12 protein-coding genes and 1 tRNA gene are annotated in these 14,294 nt (G+C 57.9%); 8 read left to right on the top strand and 5 right to left on the bottom strand.

Annotated features, from left to right (window positions below):
• Nucleotides 1-75 precede the first annotated feature (75 nt).
• Complete coding sequence (locus tag Q8O35_RS05035) at nt 76-447, top strand: hypothetical protein (RefSeq protein WP_305571288.1); 372 nt, start codon at nt 76-78, stop codon at nt 445-447.
• Between the two features lie 74 nt (nt 448-521).
• Here the strand turns inward: Q8O35_RS05035 and Q8O35_RS05030 are convergent.
• Nucleotides 522-597 (bottom strand) — tRNA-Ala (locus Q8O35_RS05030).
• Nucleotides 598-767: 170 nt separating this feature from the next.
• Between Q8O35_RS05030 and Q8O35_RS05025 the strand changes: the two genes are divergently transcribed.
• The 7 genes from Q8O35_RS05025 to Q8O35_RS04995 all read left to right on the top strand — a co-directional run bounded on the left by Q8O35_RS05025 (nt 768) and on the right by Q8O35_RS04995 (nt 6,696).
• A complete protein-coding gene (locus tag Q8O35_RS05025) occupies nt 768-1,772 on the top strand; it encodes an ABC transporter permease (RefSeq protein WP_305571286.1) in 1,005 nt (334 codons plus the stop codon).
• A gap of 71 nt (nt 1,773-1,843) precedes the next feature.
• The gene (locus Q8O35_RS05020; RefSeq protein WP_305571306.1) at nt 1,844-2,638 is read left to right on the top strand and encodes an ABC transporter permease; all 795 of its coding nucleotides are present in this window, start codon (nt 1,844-1,846) and stop codon (nt 2,636-2,638) included.
• A gap of 2 nt (nt 2,639-2,640) precedes the next feature.
• Entirely contained in the window at nt 2,641-3,267 is a 627-nt protein-coding gene (locus Q8O35_RS05015) for a YkgJ family cysteine cluster protein (RefSeq protein WP_305571284.1), read from the top strand.
• Nucleotides 3,260-4,858 (top strand): DNA repair protein RecN, encoded by a 1,599-nt coding sequence (locus Q8O35_RS05010; protein ID WP_305571282.1) that lies wholly within the window; start codon nt 3,260-3,262, stop codon nt 4,856-4,858. The genes Q8O35_RS05015 and Q8O35_RS05010 overlap by 8 nt, the downstream gene beginning before the upstream one ends.
• 124 nt (nt 4,859-4,982) lie before the next feature.
• The gene (locus Q8O35_RS05005) at nt 4,983-5,777 is read left to right on the top strand and encodes a M48 family metallopeptidase (protein ID WP_305571280.1); all 795 of its coding nucleotides are present in this window, start codon (nt 4,983-4,985) and stop codon (nt 5,775-5,777) included.
• Between the two features lie 18 nt (nt 5,778-5,795).
• Nucleotides 5,796-6,230: a hypothetical protein gene (locus tag Q8O35_RS05000; protein ID WP_305571278.1), complete on the top strand. Its 435-nt coding sequence runs from the start codon at nt 5,796-5,798 to the stop codon at nt 6,228-6,230.
• Nucleotides 6,231-6,405: 175 nt separating this feature from the next.
• The gene (locus Q8O35_RS04995; RefSeq protein ID WP_305571276.1) at nt 6,406-6,696 is read left to right on the top strand and encodes an acylphosphatase; all 291 of its coding nucleotides are present in this window, start codon (nt 6,406-6,408) and stop codon (nt 6,694-6,696) included.
• A 306-nt stretch (nt 6,697-7,002) separates the two neighbouring features.
• Here the strand turns inward: Q8O35_RS04995 and Q8O35_RS04990 are convergent, their stop codons facing one another.
• The 4 genes from Q8O35_RS04990 to Q8O35_RS04975 form a co-directional block, all read right to left on the bottom strand.
• Nucleotides 7,003-10,362 (bottom strand): DEAD/DEAH box helicase family protein, encoded by a 3,360-nt coding sequence (locus Q8O35_RS04990; protein WP_305571274.1) that lies wholly within the window; start codon nt 10,360-10,362, stop codon nt 7,003-7,005.
• 4 nt (nt 10,363-10,366) lie between these two features.
• On the bottom strand, nt 10,367-11,581 hold the full coding sequence (locus tag Q8O35_RS04985; RefSeq protein WP_305571272.1) for a restriction endonuclease subunit S: 1,215 nt from the start codon (nt 11,579-11,581) through the stop codon (nt 10,367-10,369).
• Nucleotides 11,581-13,116 carry a class I SAM-dependent DNA methyltransferase gene (locus tag Q8O35_RS04980; RefSeq protein WP_305571271.1) on the bottom strand — a complete coding sequence of 512 codons (1,536 nt, stop codon included), beginning with the start codon at nt 13,114-13,116 and terminating at the stop codon, nt 11,581-11,583. The genes Q8O35_RS04985 and Q8O35_RS04980 overlap by 1 nt, the downstream gene beginning before the upstream one ends.
• 35 nt (nt 13,117-13,151) lie before the next feature.
• Nucleotides 13,152-14,294, bottom strand: a 1,143-nt coding sequence (locus Q8O35_RS04975; RefSeq protein ID WP_305571269.1) for a hypothetical protein, incomplete at its 5' end; no start/stop codon positions are given.

The raw sequence follows: 14,294 nt of genomic DNA, 5'->3' as shown, positions 1-14,294 counted from the left end.
ACCGGGGGTAGAGCTCGGAGGTAGAACTCCCCCTGAGCCTGAGCAAAACGTCACTCCCCCCTCGCTGTCACATGAATGATTTGCACGGCTCGCCAAGTGCTGGGGCCAAGCGAAAGCGCGTCGGCGCGTGCTTGGCGCCGGTGCCGTGCGACCTACTGTGCAGGCGGCGAAGGGGAGCGCACCGCGACGCTTTTTCGTGTGCGCGCCGGGCTCGAGTACGATGTCTGCCTGTACGACATCCGACACCTGTGGATCACAACGATGCTCGACAAGAAGGTTGAGATTCCCGGCATCGCGCATCTGGCCGGCACCAGTCCACGCGTGATCATCAAGAACTACTACGAGGCGCACGCTTCGGAGACGGAGAAGGCGGCCGAACTGCTGCCGAGGCTCGGGACGGCGATGGGAGCACCTCTTCGGCTGGTCAAGCCGGTCAAGGTCGCGTGAAAATGTAGAGCAAAAATGTAGTGCAGCAAAGAAAAAGGGCTTGCGAAGCGATTCGCAAGCCCTTGATCTATCGGTGGTGGAGCTGGAGAGAATTGAACTCACGGCCTCTTGAATGCCATTCAAGCGCTCTCCCAACTGAGCTACAGCCCCACATCGTTGGGAAAGCTTGTCTAGCCAAGAGGGCGGTGTTTTGTCAACGGGAAAATGAAGAAACCTGAAAATTTGAAAGCAGGTGCGCCCGGCGTTGCTTCCAGGGCAGGATTGGCGTATTTGTGGACCTGTCCGGGAGCCCCCGGAACACCTGCAACAACGGACCGCGCATGACCAGGACCCTGCTACGAATCCTCGCCAAGCTCGCCTGGGTGGCCGTGGTCTTCTTTGGCATCACCGTCATCAGCTTCTGGGTCATCCATCTGGCCCCGGGAAAGCCCACGGATTTGCAGACCACGCTGAATCCTGGCGCCAGCGCCGTCGCTCGCGAGCGCCTGGAAAAGCTCTACGGCCTGGACCAGCCCATCCACGTGCAGTACGGCCAATGGGTGGGCCGCATGGTCAAGCTGGACTTCGGCCGGTCCATGAGCGGCGACAGCAGGCCCGTGTGGGACAAGATCAAGGAGCGCCTGCCGCTGACCTTTGGCATGAACATCGTCTCGCTTTTCTTGACCCTGGCCATCGCCATACCCATCGGCGTGGCGGCGGCCTGGAGGCAGGGCGGGGCCTTTGACCGGATCTCCACGGTGATAGTCTTCGCGGGTTTCGCCATGCCCGGCTTCTGGCTGGCGCTTCTGCTCATGCTGCTCCTGGGCATCATCTGGCCGATTCTGCCCATATCCGGCCTCACTAGCTTGGGTTTTGAAAAGCTGTCCTTCTGGGGCAAGGCCTGGGATCTCCTCCGCCACCTGGCTCTGCCGGTGTTTTTGTACACCTTCGGCAGCTTGGCGGGCATGTCGCGCTTCATGCGCGCCAGCATGCTCGAGGTGCTGCGCCAGGACTATATCCTCACCGCCCGCGCCAAGGGGCTGCCAGCGCGCACTGTGATCTTCCGCCACGCGCTCAGGAACGCGCTTTTGCCCGTCATCACCATCCTGGGCCTTTCGGTGCCCGGACTCATCGGCGGCAGCGTCATCATCGAATCCATCTTCGCCCTGCCGGGCCTGGGGCAGCTCTTCTACCAGGCGGTCATGAGCCGCGACTACCCGCTGATCATGGGCAGCCTGGTGCTGGGCGCTGTGCTCACCCTCATCGGCAACCTGCTGGCCGACCTGGGCTATGGCCTGGCTGATCCGCGCATCCGCGCCGCCGGGCGCGGGGGGGATGAGTCATGAGCGCGCAGCGTTTTGCCCCTGCGCGCAAGAAAAAGCCGCTGGCCCCGCCCACTTGGCTGGAGCGCTACGGCATGCTGGCCCTGGGCCTGCTGCTGGTGGGCGGCATGAGCCTGGCCGCGCTTCTGGCCCCGTGGCTCGCGCCGCATGATCCCAACGCCATCAACGTGGACGCCCTGTTGCTGACGCCGTCTTTGGCGCATCCCCTGGGCACGGACGCACTGGGCCGCGATGTGCTTTCGCGCATCCTCTACGGCGGTCGCGTATCGCTGTGGGTGGGCTTTGTGGCCGTGGGCATCTCCTCGGCCATCGGGCTGGCCCTGGGGCTGGCCGCTGGCTATTTCGGCAAATTGGCCGACGAGATCATAATGCGCGGGGTGGACGTGATGCTCTGCTTCCCGTCCTTCTTTCTGATTCTGGCGGTCATTGCTTTCCTTGAGCCCAGCCTGACCAACATCATGGCCGTCATCGGGCTCACCTCGTGGATGGGCGTGGCGCGTCTGGTGCGGGCCGAGGCCATGAGCTTGCGCGGGCGCGACTTTGTGCTCGCCGCGCGGGTGGCCGGCGCTGGCCCCATGCGCATCATCCTGCGGCATATTTTGCCAAACGCCCTGGCCCCGGTGCTGGTTTCCGCCACCCTCGGCGTGGCTGGAGCCATTCTGGTGGAGTCCTCGCTCTCGTTCCTTGGCCTGGGCGTGCAGCCGCCGGACGCAAGCTGGGGCAACATGCTGCTTGACGGCAAGGAAGTGCTGGAGGTCGCCCCATGGCTTTCGGTGTTCCCCGGCCTGGCCATCCTGTTCACTGTGCTGGGCTACAACCTGTTGGGCGAAAGCCTGCGCGACCTGCTGGACCCGCGCCTGCGGAGGTGAGCATGAGTGAGCGTGTCGCCTATCCTGAATTTGAGGCCCGGCACCCCTGGCTTGTGCGGCTCCTGAACGCCTATCATATTTCAGACGAATCGGTGCGGGCGGACCTCGCCGAGCAGACGGCCCGGCGAGGGCACGGCGTGGCCTGCGGGCCGGGCTGCCTCAACTGCTGCGTCGATCAGGTTATCCCGGTTTCGGAGTTCGAGGTGCTGGGCCTGTGGTGGTACGCATCCGAGATTCTGGAGGGCCCGATTCAGGACGAGCTGAAGCAGCGCCTGTTGGGGCACGGGCAGGTGGGCGAGTGCGCCTTCCTGGTTGATGGCCGTTGCAGCGTCTACCCGGTGCGGCCCTTTGTGTGCCGCCAGTATTACGTGTTCCGCAAGCCCTGCGAGCCGGGCGAGAACGTCTACGACACCCGGCTCAAGGACGCCTACCGGGCCGGGCTGGACAGCGGGCGCGAACTGGCCTGGCAGCTCATTCCGCTGTACGGGGTGGCTGAGGAAAACGTTGATTGGCTCTTCGAGAGCGGCTATATTTCCCGAAAGGGCAAGCATCTCCACACTTTGCCCCTGGACAACATCGTCATGCACATGAAGACCTCCGCGCATCGTCGCAAGGCTCGCAATGCTTGAACTTTTGCGCATACGTGACTTGGCCCTCATCGAGGACGCCGAGCTGGAATTCGCCCCTGGCATGAACGCCCTTACCGGCGAAACCGGCGCGGGCAAAAGCTTCATCGTGCGCGCCATCGATTTTCTCACCGGCGAGCCCATGAGTGCCGACCTTGTGCGCCCCGGCAAGGAGAAAGCCGTGGTGGAGGCCGTGTTCGTCGTGCCCGGAGAGAACGGCCATGGCGCGGAGGATCTCATCATCCGGCGCGAACTCTCCGCCGACACGGGCCGCAGCCGTGTCTTCGTCAACGACCGCCTGGGCTCCCTTGAGACCCTGCGCGAGCTGCGCGCGGGCCTGGTGCTGCACACCAGCCAGCACGGGCAGCAGAAGCTGTTGCAGCCCGCATACCAGGGGCGCATTCTGGACAGTTTTCTGGCCGAGCCGGGCCTCTTGCCCGAGCGTGATGCGGCCCTGGCCGCAGTGAAGGCCGTGCAGGCCGCCCGCGTGGAGCTGGACGAGCGGGTGGCCGGGCTTTCTCGCCAGCGTGAATTTCTGGAGTTCCAGCGCGCCGAGATCTCCAAGGTCAAGCCCCAGCCCGGCGAGGAGGACGACCTCTTGGCCCGCAAGGCCGGGCTCAAGGACCGCGAGCGTCTGGACGAGGCGCGGGGCCGAGCCCTTACCGCGCTTTTGGGCGAGGCGCCCCTGGCTGCCCTTGTGGGCGATCTGGCTCGCGCCCTGAGCCAGTTGACGCCCTTTGACGAGTCCTTTGCCGCAGACAAGGACGCGGCTGAGGACTTTCGGCACCAGCTGGCCGCCCTGGAGACGCGCATCCGCCGTCTGAGGCTGGACGACGGCCCGAACAGCGAAAACGACATCGAGGCCATCGAGTCCCGCTTGTTCGAGCTGGCCAAGCTCAAGCGCAAGCTGAACAAGGGCCTGGACGAGATTGTGGATTTGGGCCGCCAGGTGGAGGAGAATCTGTCCTTCCTCGACTCCTGCGCCCTGGACGCCAAGCGCCTGGAGCGCGACGAGGCCGAGGCAGCGAAGATGCTTGGCGGCGTGCTGGAGCGGCTGAACGCCGCGCGCCAGGACGCCGCAGACCGGCTGTGCGCCCGTTTGGGGCAGGAGCTGGCGGGCCTGGGCTTCTCCGAACACGCGCGGGTGGAGTTCGTGTTCGAGCCCGCCGCCGTGTACTCGGGGCCGGAGGGCGTGCTCTCCGAACTGCGCGGCAGACTTTTCTGGGTGCCCAACCCAGGTCAGCCGCCGCGTCCCCTGGACAAGATCGCCTCCGGCGGCGAGCTTTCGCGGTTTTTGCTGGCCCTGGCCGGATTGCAGGCCGAGAGCGCCAAACCGAGCCTCATTTTCGACGAGGTGGACGCCGGCATCGGCGGCCACACCCTGACCCGCGTGGGCGAGCGCCTGCGCGCCCTGGCTGGCCGCCAGCAGATGATCCTCATCACCCACTGGCCGCAGCTGGCCAAATTGGCCGACCGCCATTTCCAGGTGCGCAAGGAGGTGCTGGACGGCCTCACCTTCACGGGCTGCGCCCGGCTTGACCCTGCTGCCATCGAGGCCGAGCTGTCGCGCATGAGCGGCGGCGGCGCGCAATAGCCCTGGGCGCCCTCGCCCTGATCGGCCCCAGGCCAGCACCCTCTACTCGCCCCTTGAGTCCTCCGGCCCGCCGGGGTAGATATGTTTGGCCGGGACGCAGCCAGCCCCGGCAAGGAGAACAAGAATGATCCGCCGACTCGCCTGGGTGTTCATCGCCCTTGCCGCTTTATTGCTCATGGCCTGCGCCCACGCGGCCTATACCAACAGAAGCCAGCTTCTGCTCATCAGCGAGGGCCAGGAAATGGCCCTGGGCCTGCAAAGCGCCCAGGACGTGCTGAAGAAAGAGAAGGAAAGCACGGACGAACTTCAGGTGGAGCGCGTGAAGCGCGTGGGCAGGCGCATCGCCTTTGCCGCCAATAAGCCGGAATACAAATGGGAGTTCCACGTCATCGACAAGGACGTGGTCAACGCCTTCTGCCTGCCGGGCGGAAAGGTCTTTTTCTACACCGGCATTTTGAACCTCACCACCACCAACGACGAACTGGCCGCAGTCATGGGGCACGAGGTGGCCCACGCGCTGCTGCGCCACGGCGGCGAGCGCATGAGCGTGGCCCTCATGGCCCAGCTGGGCGGTTCTGCCGCCTCCCTCGCCCTAGGCTCCACCGTGAGCCCGGCAGCAAGCCAGGCCTTCAACCAGGCCTACGGCATGGGCGCGCAGGTAGGGGTGCTTCTACCCCACAGCCGTTCACAGGAGTCCGAGGCCGACGAGGTGGGCATGATCCTGGCGGCCAAGGCCGGGTATGAGCCCTCGGGCGCGCTTTCCCTGTGGCGCAAGATGGACGCCTACGCCAAGAGCAAGGGCCAGAACGTGCCGGGCTTTTTGTCCACCCACCCAACCACCACGGACCGCATCGCGGCCATTCAGGCCAAGATGGGAGCCGTGCGGGCCAAGTACTACCAGCAGGCGGAGCTGCGCTAAGGCGCGGCGGCGGGCCTCATGATCCTCTGCAACGGCTGCGGCACAAAGAATCAGGACGACGCGCACATCTGCGCCACCTGTGGTCGCAAGCTGCAGTCGCGCTGGGCCATGCCCGCCGGGACCAACGGGTCAACCAATGGCGCGGTCAATGGCGGGGTCAATGGCGGGGCAGGGGCCTCCGGCCCGCTGGACCTGGACGCCCTGGGCAAATCCTCCACGGGGGATACTGCGCAGTCTTCGGGCATGGATGGCGGAGCGTGGGAGACCATCGCCCCGGTCCAGCACACGCTGGATGAGCATGCGGCGAAGCTGGTGCGCTCGGCGGCGGAGATTTGGGGCTATGCGCTTCTGCTCATCATCAGCGCGGGCGTCATGCTCTACATGCAGGACTGGCGCTACCTGGCGGGCGGGCTGGTCATCGCCGCCGGCCTGGCCTGGGCGCGGGGGATTTGAAGGGATGGATGTTTCTCTTTTGACTTGATTTATCCTCGTCGAATTTCCCGCCGCCGCGCCAGCCTCACAAGCCAGCGCGGCGGTTTTGCGTGATGCGCTGGAAAGGCGTCGCCCTTGGCGCAACCGGCATTGCCCCGGCCCGGCGCTCATTGTATAGCGTGACCAGGAGCACCTCATGCACACCCTCACTTTTCGCGTCACCGGCCTGGTTCAGGGCGTGTGGTTCCGGGGCTGGGTACAGATGACCGCCCAGGGGCTGGGCCTTCGTGGCTGGGTGCGCAACCTGCCAGATGGATCAGTGGCGGGCCAGGCCCAGGCTGCGGACGACTCCAGGCAGGGCAGGGCCGCGCTGGAGCGTTTTACGGAACTGCTGCATGTCGGGCCGCCCTCGGCCCGTGTGGCCCGCGTGGAGGCAGAAACAGCCGACCTTCCGGAAGTCTTCGACGGCTTCAACGTGCGCCGCTGACCGTGGCTGTTGAGTCGCTGAGCCTGGTGCAAATCATCTCGTGGACGCAAAAGAAGAAGGGCCCCGATCTTTCACTCGGAGCCCCTGTTCTTTTTGGTGCCGAAGGGGAGACTCGAACCGCTAACACCTGTATGTCACTGAACCGCCTGGGAAAAACTAACACCGGCGGTCCTCAACCGGCACAAGGACAAGAGCACGAAACGGCACAGGCGGTCAAGGCTCTTGCTGGATTCGGGGCAGGTCACTCTTTAGTTTTGAAAATTTGCATATAGTCCTCTTCGCCTTAGATTAATTATTCTAAGGCACCTAAGCCGCTGCCCTTTTCCTAATCTCTTCTAACTTGCTGACCAACAGGTCCACCTTGGCCATTGGGAAAATCCCCTCAGGGCCTACGGGGTTAATATCTATGAATGGAGGCTTGTAGAGCCGCTCAGTCTCCATGATGCCGTTCTCCATGAGGTGCTGGACAACCAAGTCTATGAATTCTATTTGGTTGGGAGTTGCTGTCGTGCCTGCTATCAACTCGTTAAGGGCCTCTACAGCCGCTTCACGGTCCAGGCCGACCAAAGTCCGTATAAAGATTCCAAGCCCCTGACTCTGCTCCTTGGCTTTTGTGATGAGAGTCTTTGACCCGCCAGCCTGCTCCAACATTTTTTCAAGCTCTTCAAGGTCAGTCGGAGTAAGCTGTAGGTTCCTGCGGAGGCGTTGCAGGGCCAAATTGTCTTCATGGTCTCTGAGGAATTGCCTGGCCTTTTCCTTGAACTTGACCATGTCCAGGCCGTTCTTCACTTCTGTGAGTTCAACGGTAGTCTCCTCACCAAACTCATCCTCAAAGTCCGTGTAAACTATCTTTTTCTTGCCCTTTTCAATCAGCTTAACCAGGGCGCGGAGCTTCTTCCTGGCGGTCTCAAGCATGGGAACGGTTACGTCCGTCCACCATTCTTCACCAGCCATTTCCTGTATGAGAGATATTTGGGCTTTGATTGCAGGGATTGCTTCCTGGCTTTCCAAGGCGCTGGCGATGGCTCGAATTTGGTCGCGGTAGCCCTCATAGCTTTTGTCAGCTTTTAGAACCGCCAACTGCACCCTAAGAATCATAAGGTCGAAGCGCTTGGCATCTTCATCGGTATCTTCAGCTTCTGTTGGCAGCCTTGAAACCTTTGTTGCCAGGTCATCGTAATCTTCTTTTGAAAGCTGCTTCCATGCACCTGCCTGGGCAAATTTCTCGACAGCCTTCCTCTGGGGGCGCACCACGAAGTTGTCCAGGTTCATGGCCGCAACCTGCCCCTGCAGGAATCCTATGGTCTCTTCCTTGAGTGGGGCGGTTGTGTCGTCGCCTTCTTTCTGGCGCTTGGTCAGTTCCTCTATGAGTTCCAGCCTGGTCTTGAAGAGCCTCGTGCCCAAGGGCTCTGTTGAGGCACCCTCTGTGACGTCCGGGTTCTGGCTAAAGAACTCAAGGTTCTGGCAGTAATCAAACAGGTAGAAGAACTTCTTGTTCTCGCCAGGTCCAAAGAGGTCAGGGCAGAGCCTGGTCCCACGGCCAATCATCTGCCAGAACTTGGTCTTGGAGCGCACGGCCTTGAAGAACGCAAGATTTACGACCTCAGGAACGTCTATGCCCGTGTCCAGCATGTCCACTGAGATTGCGATGTGTGGCGCTTTATCCTTGTTGGAGAAGTCATCAATCAGGTTCTGTGCGTACTCGGTCTTGTAGGTAACGACCCTAGCAAAATGGCCTTTGTAATGAGGGTAGCTCGCGTTGAACCGCTCAGCGATGAAGTCTGCATGGTGATTATTCTTAGCAAAAATGATGGTTTTCCCTAATCTGTCCCCACCAGCAACCTTCTGTCCCCGCTCCATTAGGTGCTTCAGGACTTTATCCACGGTGTCTTCGTTGAACAGCCATTTGTTCAAGGCCGCAGGGTCTACCACTTCTGGAATCGTCCCTTCCTCACCCCATTCCAGGGCGTCCCACTGCTCCTTCTCCTCTTCAGAAAGCTCATCATATTTTATGCCTTCCCTTTGGAATTTCAAAGGGACTGACACTGCCTGAGGCGGAACCAAGTGGCCGTCTGCAACCGCTACATCCAAGGCATAGGCATCCGTTGGAACACCTGTCTCAAGGTCAAAGAGGCTGTAAGTGTTATGGTCAATCTCATCCTTGGGGGTGGCTGTCAGGCCCACCAGGAAGGAGTCAAAGTATTCAAAGATGGCTCTGTACTTCTGGTAAACAGACCGGTGGGCCTCATCGATGACGATAAGGTCGAAGTGCCCAACACCAAACTTGCGCTCTGCGTCGAAGGAATCGATGAGCCCCATCATGGTGGGGTAGGTGGAAACGTAGACGCGCCCGTCAGTGTTCTTTTCCGTAACCAGATTCACAGGAGCCGAGTCTGGCAGGTGCTTTTTAAAGGCGTTCACAGCCTGTCTGACGAGCGCCACTCGGTCCGCAAGGAAGAGTACTCGCTTCACCCAGTTGCAGCGCATGAGCATGTCAGCCAAGGCGATGACGGTTCTGGTCTTCCCAGCCCCTGTAGCCATGACCACCAGAGCCTTCCGCATGTGGTCTTTTTCAAAGGACTCGCCAATCCTGCGGATGGCTCTCGTCTGGTAGTAGCGCTCAACAATCTCAGCTTTGATGACCGCTTCCGAGAGGCGCTTCTTGCTGGTCCTGCGCTGGATAATTAATTCTAGCTCGTCTTTCTTGTAGAACCCCTGGATGGCCCTCGGAGGGTAGCTGGCATCATCCCAAATCCAATGGTCATAGCCGTTGGAGAGAAAGATGACCGGGCGCTGCCCAAACTGCTTCTCAAGGCAATCCGCATAAAGCTTAGCTTGCTGCTGCCCAATCTTAGGGTCCTTCTTGGTGCGCTTGGCTTCAATCAAGGCCAGGGGCTTTCCGTCATCGCCCCAGAGAACGTAGTCCACATAGCCCTTGCCCTGGTTGTTGGGCATGCCCAGGACTTCAATCTCAAGATTCTTCTCACCAATCTCCCAACCAGCTTCTTTGAGCAGAAGGTCGATGAAAAGGTCTCTGGTCTCCGCTTCTGAGTAGTCGTGCGGGTCTGGTTTGCCAGCGTTGGCTTTCTTGGTGGCCGCTACGAGTTCACGGAGTTTCTGAAGCTCTTCGTCCACCGCCACCTTGTCGGCAAGGACAGCAGAAAGCTTCTCGTCCTTCTCCTGCAGTTTTGTTTCAATCTGCTGAAGCTGTTCAGGAGTTAGCGGAGGGGCAGGAGCAGCCTGCTGGACAAGCTCCACGGAAAAGCGCTGTGCGGGGTCTGGAGGCGTTTTCTGGGAATAGGTTCGGGCTACCCAGTAGCAGAGGTGGAAAAGCTCCTTGGCGGCGTTGAGCGAATCGCTGGGAGTCAGTTTTCTGGTGCTATGGGCGGCCATGTTGCCAAGGTCTTTAATGAACTTGGCCTTAGTGAATAGCGCTCCCCCTACATTCTGCCGGAAACTTGGCTCGTTAATCAGTGCGTTCAGGTTGTCCTTGTAGGGCAGCTTGAACGTCTTGTCGTGCTTGTAGAGCCAGGAAACAGCTAATTCCAAGGCCCTTCTGGAGTAGAAACAAGAAGTGCGAGGGTCGGCACTCACCAATCCTTCCGCCTTGGTGGCGGCTTCATAGAGTGAAGGCCATTCGGACTGAAGGAAGGTGAAATTGCTCATGGTTCTATAGTTCTCCCCTGAAGGCGCGGTGTTGGAGGGAAGAGAAAAGGGAGTCAAGTTGGCCAAGCGAAGTTTTGCAGCAAGTTGTCAGGTGTTCGGCAAAATCACTCCTGCGGGCATACTCCTGCTGAAGCTCAAGGGGTGGAAATACAAGTGGTAGTGACCGTTGGCGTGTAATCCCAATATACGCCCTTGTTGATTGAATCGCATCCTTTTTCAGCACAGCCTGAAACCATGCTGTTTTGAAGTATCCAGCTAAGAACTGGCTGTCTAGCAAGCGCCCAGTTCTATAGTATGTAACCTGCGGAGATAGTATTACTGATTCTTGACGACTAGGGACGATTGCCACTTCTCCAACCGTGCCTTTGTGGGACAGTAACACATCATTTGGTTTCCCAAATCCTACCCGGAGTTTTTTCAACCACGTTGGGTCAAGTCTATAGGCTACATCTACGTTTAGTTGCCCGCCAGAAAGGCAGTTCGCCATGACAAAAGGCACCCCTGTTTCTGAAAAATCGGATACTTTGGGGTGGAGTTCGCCATGGTTTCCGTCTTGGATGTTCAGAATCAAACCTGCGTCCAAAGCATCTTGAACAGTCCCTGACTTCCAACCCAGGGGATTGGTAACAGGGTCCCCAAACATCTCAATGAAGATGGACTGCGTGAGGCTGTCCAACTGCGCCAGAGCTTCCCGACGCTTGGCCCTGAGAGCATCAGTTTTGTCCAGAATGGCGGCGATACGGCGTTGTTCGGTGATAGGTAATACTGGGATTCTAAGTGAGAGTAGTGCTTCCTTCCCTACGGTTGCTTGATTTACCCACTGGCGGCACATGCCCTCAAATATCCTGTTCTGAAACTGATATGATAGCCAACGGGCTAAATACTTACCGTCTACCTTGTCTTGATTCGTTCTAATTCTTATAAAATGATTACTGAATGTAACTGGTTCATCACATCCACCAAAGAAAGCACTTTTCCCAACAAGTGCTGGGCTATTGGTTGCGTTGAAAAGAACATCACCATAATTCAACATAATAGACTCTGATTTCTTTGAGCCAATGGACACTCGCCTCCTTTTTGAGAGGTCAAGTTGTCCATCTGGTGTTATGTTATTCATTCTTATCTGAAATGTGCCAGAGTCTAAGTTTTCACCAGAGGCAAATCCAGACTTCGCCTCTTTGATTATGTCTGAAATTCTGGCGTACCGAATAGCTTGCACTACAGCATCCCCTCAAGCTCTTTCAATCCAGCCTGAATCTCAACTTCAAGTTTGTTCAGCTTGGACAGGATTTCCTTGGGCGGCAGGTGCTGCACCGTCTCATGAACCACTTCTTTGTAGCGATTGATGGAAAGGTCATATCCATTGGCGGCAATGTCAGCCTTGGGAACACAGAAGCTCTGGTCTGTGCGTGTCCTTTGACGTTCTGTGCCCGCCCTTTCTGCCCAGCGGCCCAGGACATCAGGAAGGTTGTTCTTAAGATGCTCTTCTGCGGTCAGAGCCTGGGCAGGGTCAACACCAAGCTTTTCGTCAGGCAGAAGCGCCTGGCGCTTGTCATCAAGGCTCCAACCATCGGCCTGCATGTCATAGAACCAAACATGGTCCGTGCCGCCCGAGTTGGTCTTTGTGAACACCAGGATGGCCGTAGAAACGCCTGCGTAGGGTCTGAACGCTCCAGAGGGCAGAGAGATGACCGCGTCCAGCTTCTGGTCCTCTATGAGCAGCCTGCGCAGTTCCTTGTGGGCCTTAGAAGAGCCAAAGAGCACCCCGTCAGGAACAATGACCGCAGCACGGCCACCGGGCTTTAAGAGCCTCAGGAAGAGGGCTAGGAACAGCAGTTCCGTCTTCTTGGTTTTGACGATGGCCTGGAGGTCCTTGGCCGTGTTCTCGTAGTCCAGAGAACCGGCAAAGGGCGGATTGGCCAGAATGAGTGAGTATTTCTCTTCGTCACCAGCATGGTCCTGAGCCAGGGAGTCCTTGTAGCGAATGTCAGGGTTCTCAACTCCGTGCAGGGCCATGTTCATGCTTCCAATGCGGAGCATGGTGTTATCAAAGTCGTAGCCGTTGAACATCTTCTGGTGGAAGTGCTTGCTAGCGTTGTCATCACGGAGAATCTCTGGGTGCTTCTCGCGCAAATACTCTCCTGCCGCCACCAGGAAGCCGCAGGTGCCGCACGCTGGGTCGCAGATGATATCCTTGGCCGTTGGTGCGCTCATTTCCACCATGAGCCTGATGATGTGCCTTGGGGTGCGGAACTGACCATTTCGTCCAGCGCTGGCAATCTTGCTGAGCATGTACTCATAGAGGTCGCCCTTGGTGTCGCGGTCCGACATGGGCACCTGGTCGAGCATGTCCACGACCTTAGACAGAAGGCCAGGAGTCGGGATGGTGAAGCGGGCTCCCTCCATGTGCTTGGAGTAAGTGGAGCCGTTCCCTCCTAAGGTCCTGAGGAAGGGGAAGACATGCTCACCAACTACGGTGAACATCTCCTCAGCAGCAAAATTCTTGAAACGAGACCACCTAAGGTCATCGTAGGAGCGGCCCTTGGGGTCTATCCCCTCAGGGAAAACGCGCCGCTCCATGGGCTTCTTGAGCCGCAGGGATTTGTTCTCTTCTAGGGTGTGTGCCTCATCCAGACGGCGCATGAAGAGCAGGTAGGTAATCTGCTCAATAACTTCCAGAGGGTTAGATATCCCGCCAGACGCAAAAGCATTCCAAATGGAATCAATTTGATTCCGAATTTCGCCAGTGAGCATGGGGGAAACCTCAATGCACTAACAGTTGGGAAGCTCTAGGCTTCAATCTTGTGCGCCTCAAGAACGGTACCATTCTCCACCTTAATGGAGATGGTAGTCGTCTCACCGAGTTCATTGGCAAACCTAGTGGCCTGCTCTATCTGCTCAAAAATATGTCGTTTTCCACTGTTTACATCTGTTGAAATTGAATCACACTGCGCCTGGAGTGCGTTTCGTCTAGCGTCTATCGTGCTCTGGAAATTGAAGCAGGACTCTATCGTCTTAATCTTTGTGTCAGCACATCTGTTGTATTTAGACAATGATTCAACTATCTGAGACACGCTACCAGAAATAGCCTCGTGCCTGACAGCTTTAAGATTTTGCTCTCCTGGATAGGCCAGCAACAACTGCCAGCACGCTGCTCTTGCCTTTGCATTCAGTATGATTTGAGAGAATGAGCCGTTCGCAGATGTAAACTTCTGATTGATTCTGTCGGCGTACTCTTTTGTGCCAATTGCATCTTCATCGAGTAACATCATAGAATTACGGTTACTTTCAATTTCGAGGAGCAAGTGCTCATGTATGCCACATAACTGTGCCTCAATCTGTTCCAATCGAAGGCGCATGTGTGGCTCGCGCTCACCGTTTTGTATGGCGTAGTACGCCTGCTCCATATATGTTAACGAACCAAGTATCTTGGATTTTCTCTGAGAGTCTAAAAACTCTTTTATTTCGTTAATCCCAGATTTTATGGTGTTAAGCTTCTTGCTAATGTCAGCTAGGTGCTTCTGGGCAACAAGGGTTGAGGCTATTTGCCACGCAAGGGCTGAGTTCAGCACTGTAGATAGATTTCCACCATCAAAGAGCCTAGCATGCTCAACGATTTTCCCATCCTGCATGGCAAAGGCTCTAAATCCAACTCCATCACTTGCAGACACAAGATTACCGCTAATGCTGACATTCATGTAGTTGCCTGAAGCGACAAGGGCGGATGAAGCCGCTTGTGGTAACACCTGGAAAATACTGTTTATCTGTCCAAACAGGGAGGAGCCGGATGGTATTGGAGTGCTGTTCGCTTCGTGGTACGCATCGGCCTCGACATGTTTAATCCTTATCGCTGGTATCTCAGCAGTACGGCCAACGCAAATCTCTGAAACCACGACAGGTGGTAGCGCCTCTTCTGGGTCTTGCTTGGGTTG

Origin of the sequence: Humidesulfovibrio sp., from assembly GCF_030689645.1 — a bacterium.
In the GTDB taxonomy this organism is placed as follows: domain Bacteria; phylum Desulfobacterota; class Desulfovibrionia; order Desulfovibrionales; family Desulfovibrionaceae; genus Humidesulfovibrio.
This window is presented reverse-complemented; position numbering and strand designations above follow the sequence as displayed.

What these genes read in the sequence shown, in the direction of transcription:
- Q8O35_RS05015 (WP_305571284.1), top strand. Translation starts at nt 2,641, where the DNA reads ATGAGTGAGCGTGTCGCCTATCCTGAATTTGAGGCCCGGCACCCCTGG.
- Q8O35_RS05035 (WP_305571288.1), top strand. Translation starts at nt 76, where the DNA reads ATGATTTGCACGGCTCGCCAAGTGCTGGGGCCAAGCGAAAGCGCGTCG.
- Q8O35_RS04990 (WP_305571274.1), bottom strand. Translation starts at nt 10,362, where the DNA reads ATGAGCAATTTCACCTTCCTTCAGTCCGAATGGCCTTCACTCTATGAA.
- Q8O35_RS05005 (WP_305571280.1), top strand. Translation starts at nt 4,983, where the DNA reads ATGATCCGCCGACTCGCCTGGGTGTTCATCGCCCTTGCCGCTTTATTG.
- Q8O35_RS05000 (WP_305571278.1), top strand. Translation starts at nt 5,796, where the DNA reads ATGATCCTCTGCAACGGCTGCGGCACAAAGAATCAGGACGACGCGCAC.
- Q8O35_RS04980 (WP_305571271.1), bottom strand. Translation starts at nt 13,116, where the DNA reads ATGCTCACTGGCGAAATTCGGAATCAAATTGATTCCATTTGGAATGCT.
- Q8O35_RS05010 (WP_305571282.1), top strand. Translation starts at nt 3,260, where the DNA reads ATGCTTGAACTTTTGCGCATACGTGACTTGGCCCTCATCGAGGACGCC.
- Q8O35_RS04995 (WP_305571276.1), top strand. Translation starts at nt 6,406, where the DNA reads ATGCACACCCTCACTTTTCGCGTCACCGGCCTGGTTCAGGGCGTGTGG.
- Q8O35_RS05025 (WP_305571286.1), top strand. Translation starts at nt 768, where the DNA reads ATGACCAGGACCCTGCTACGAATCCTCGCCAAGCTCGCCTGGGTGGCC.
- Q8O35_RS05020 (WP_305571306.1), top strand. Translation starts at nt 1,844, where the DNA reads ATGCTGGCCCTGGGCCTGCTGCTGGTGGGCGGCATGAGCCTGGCCGCG.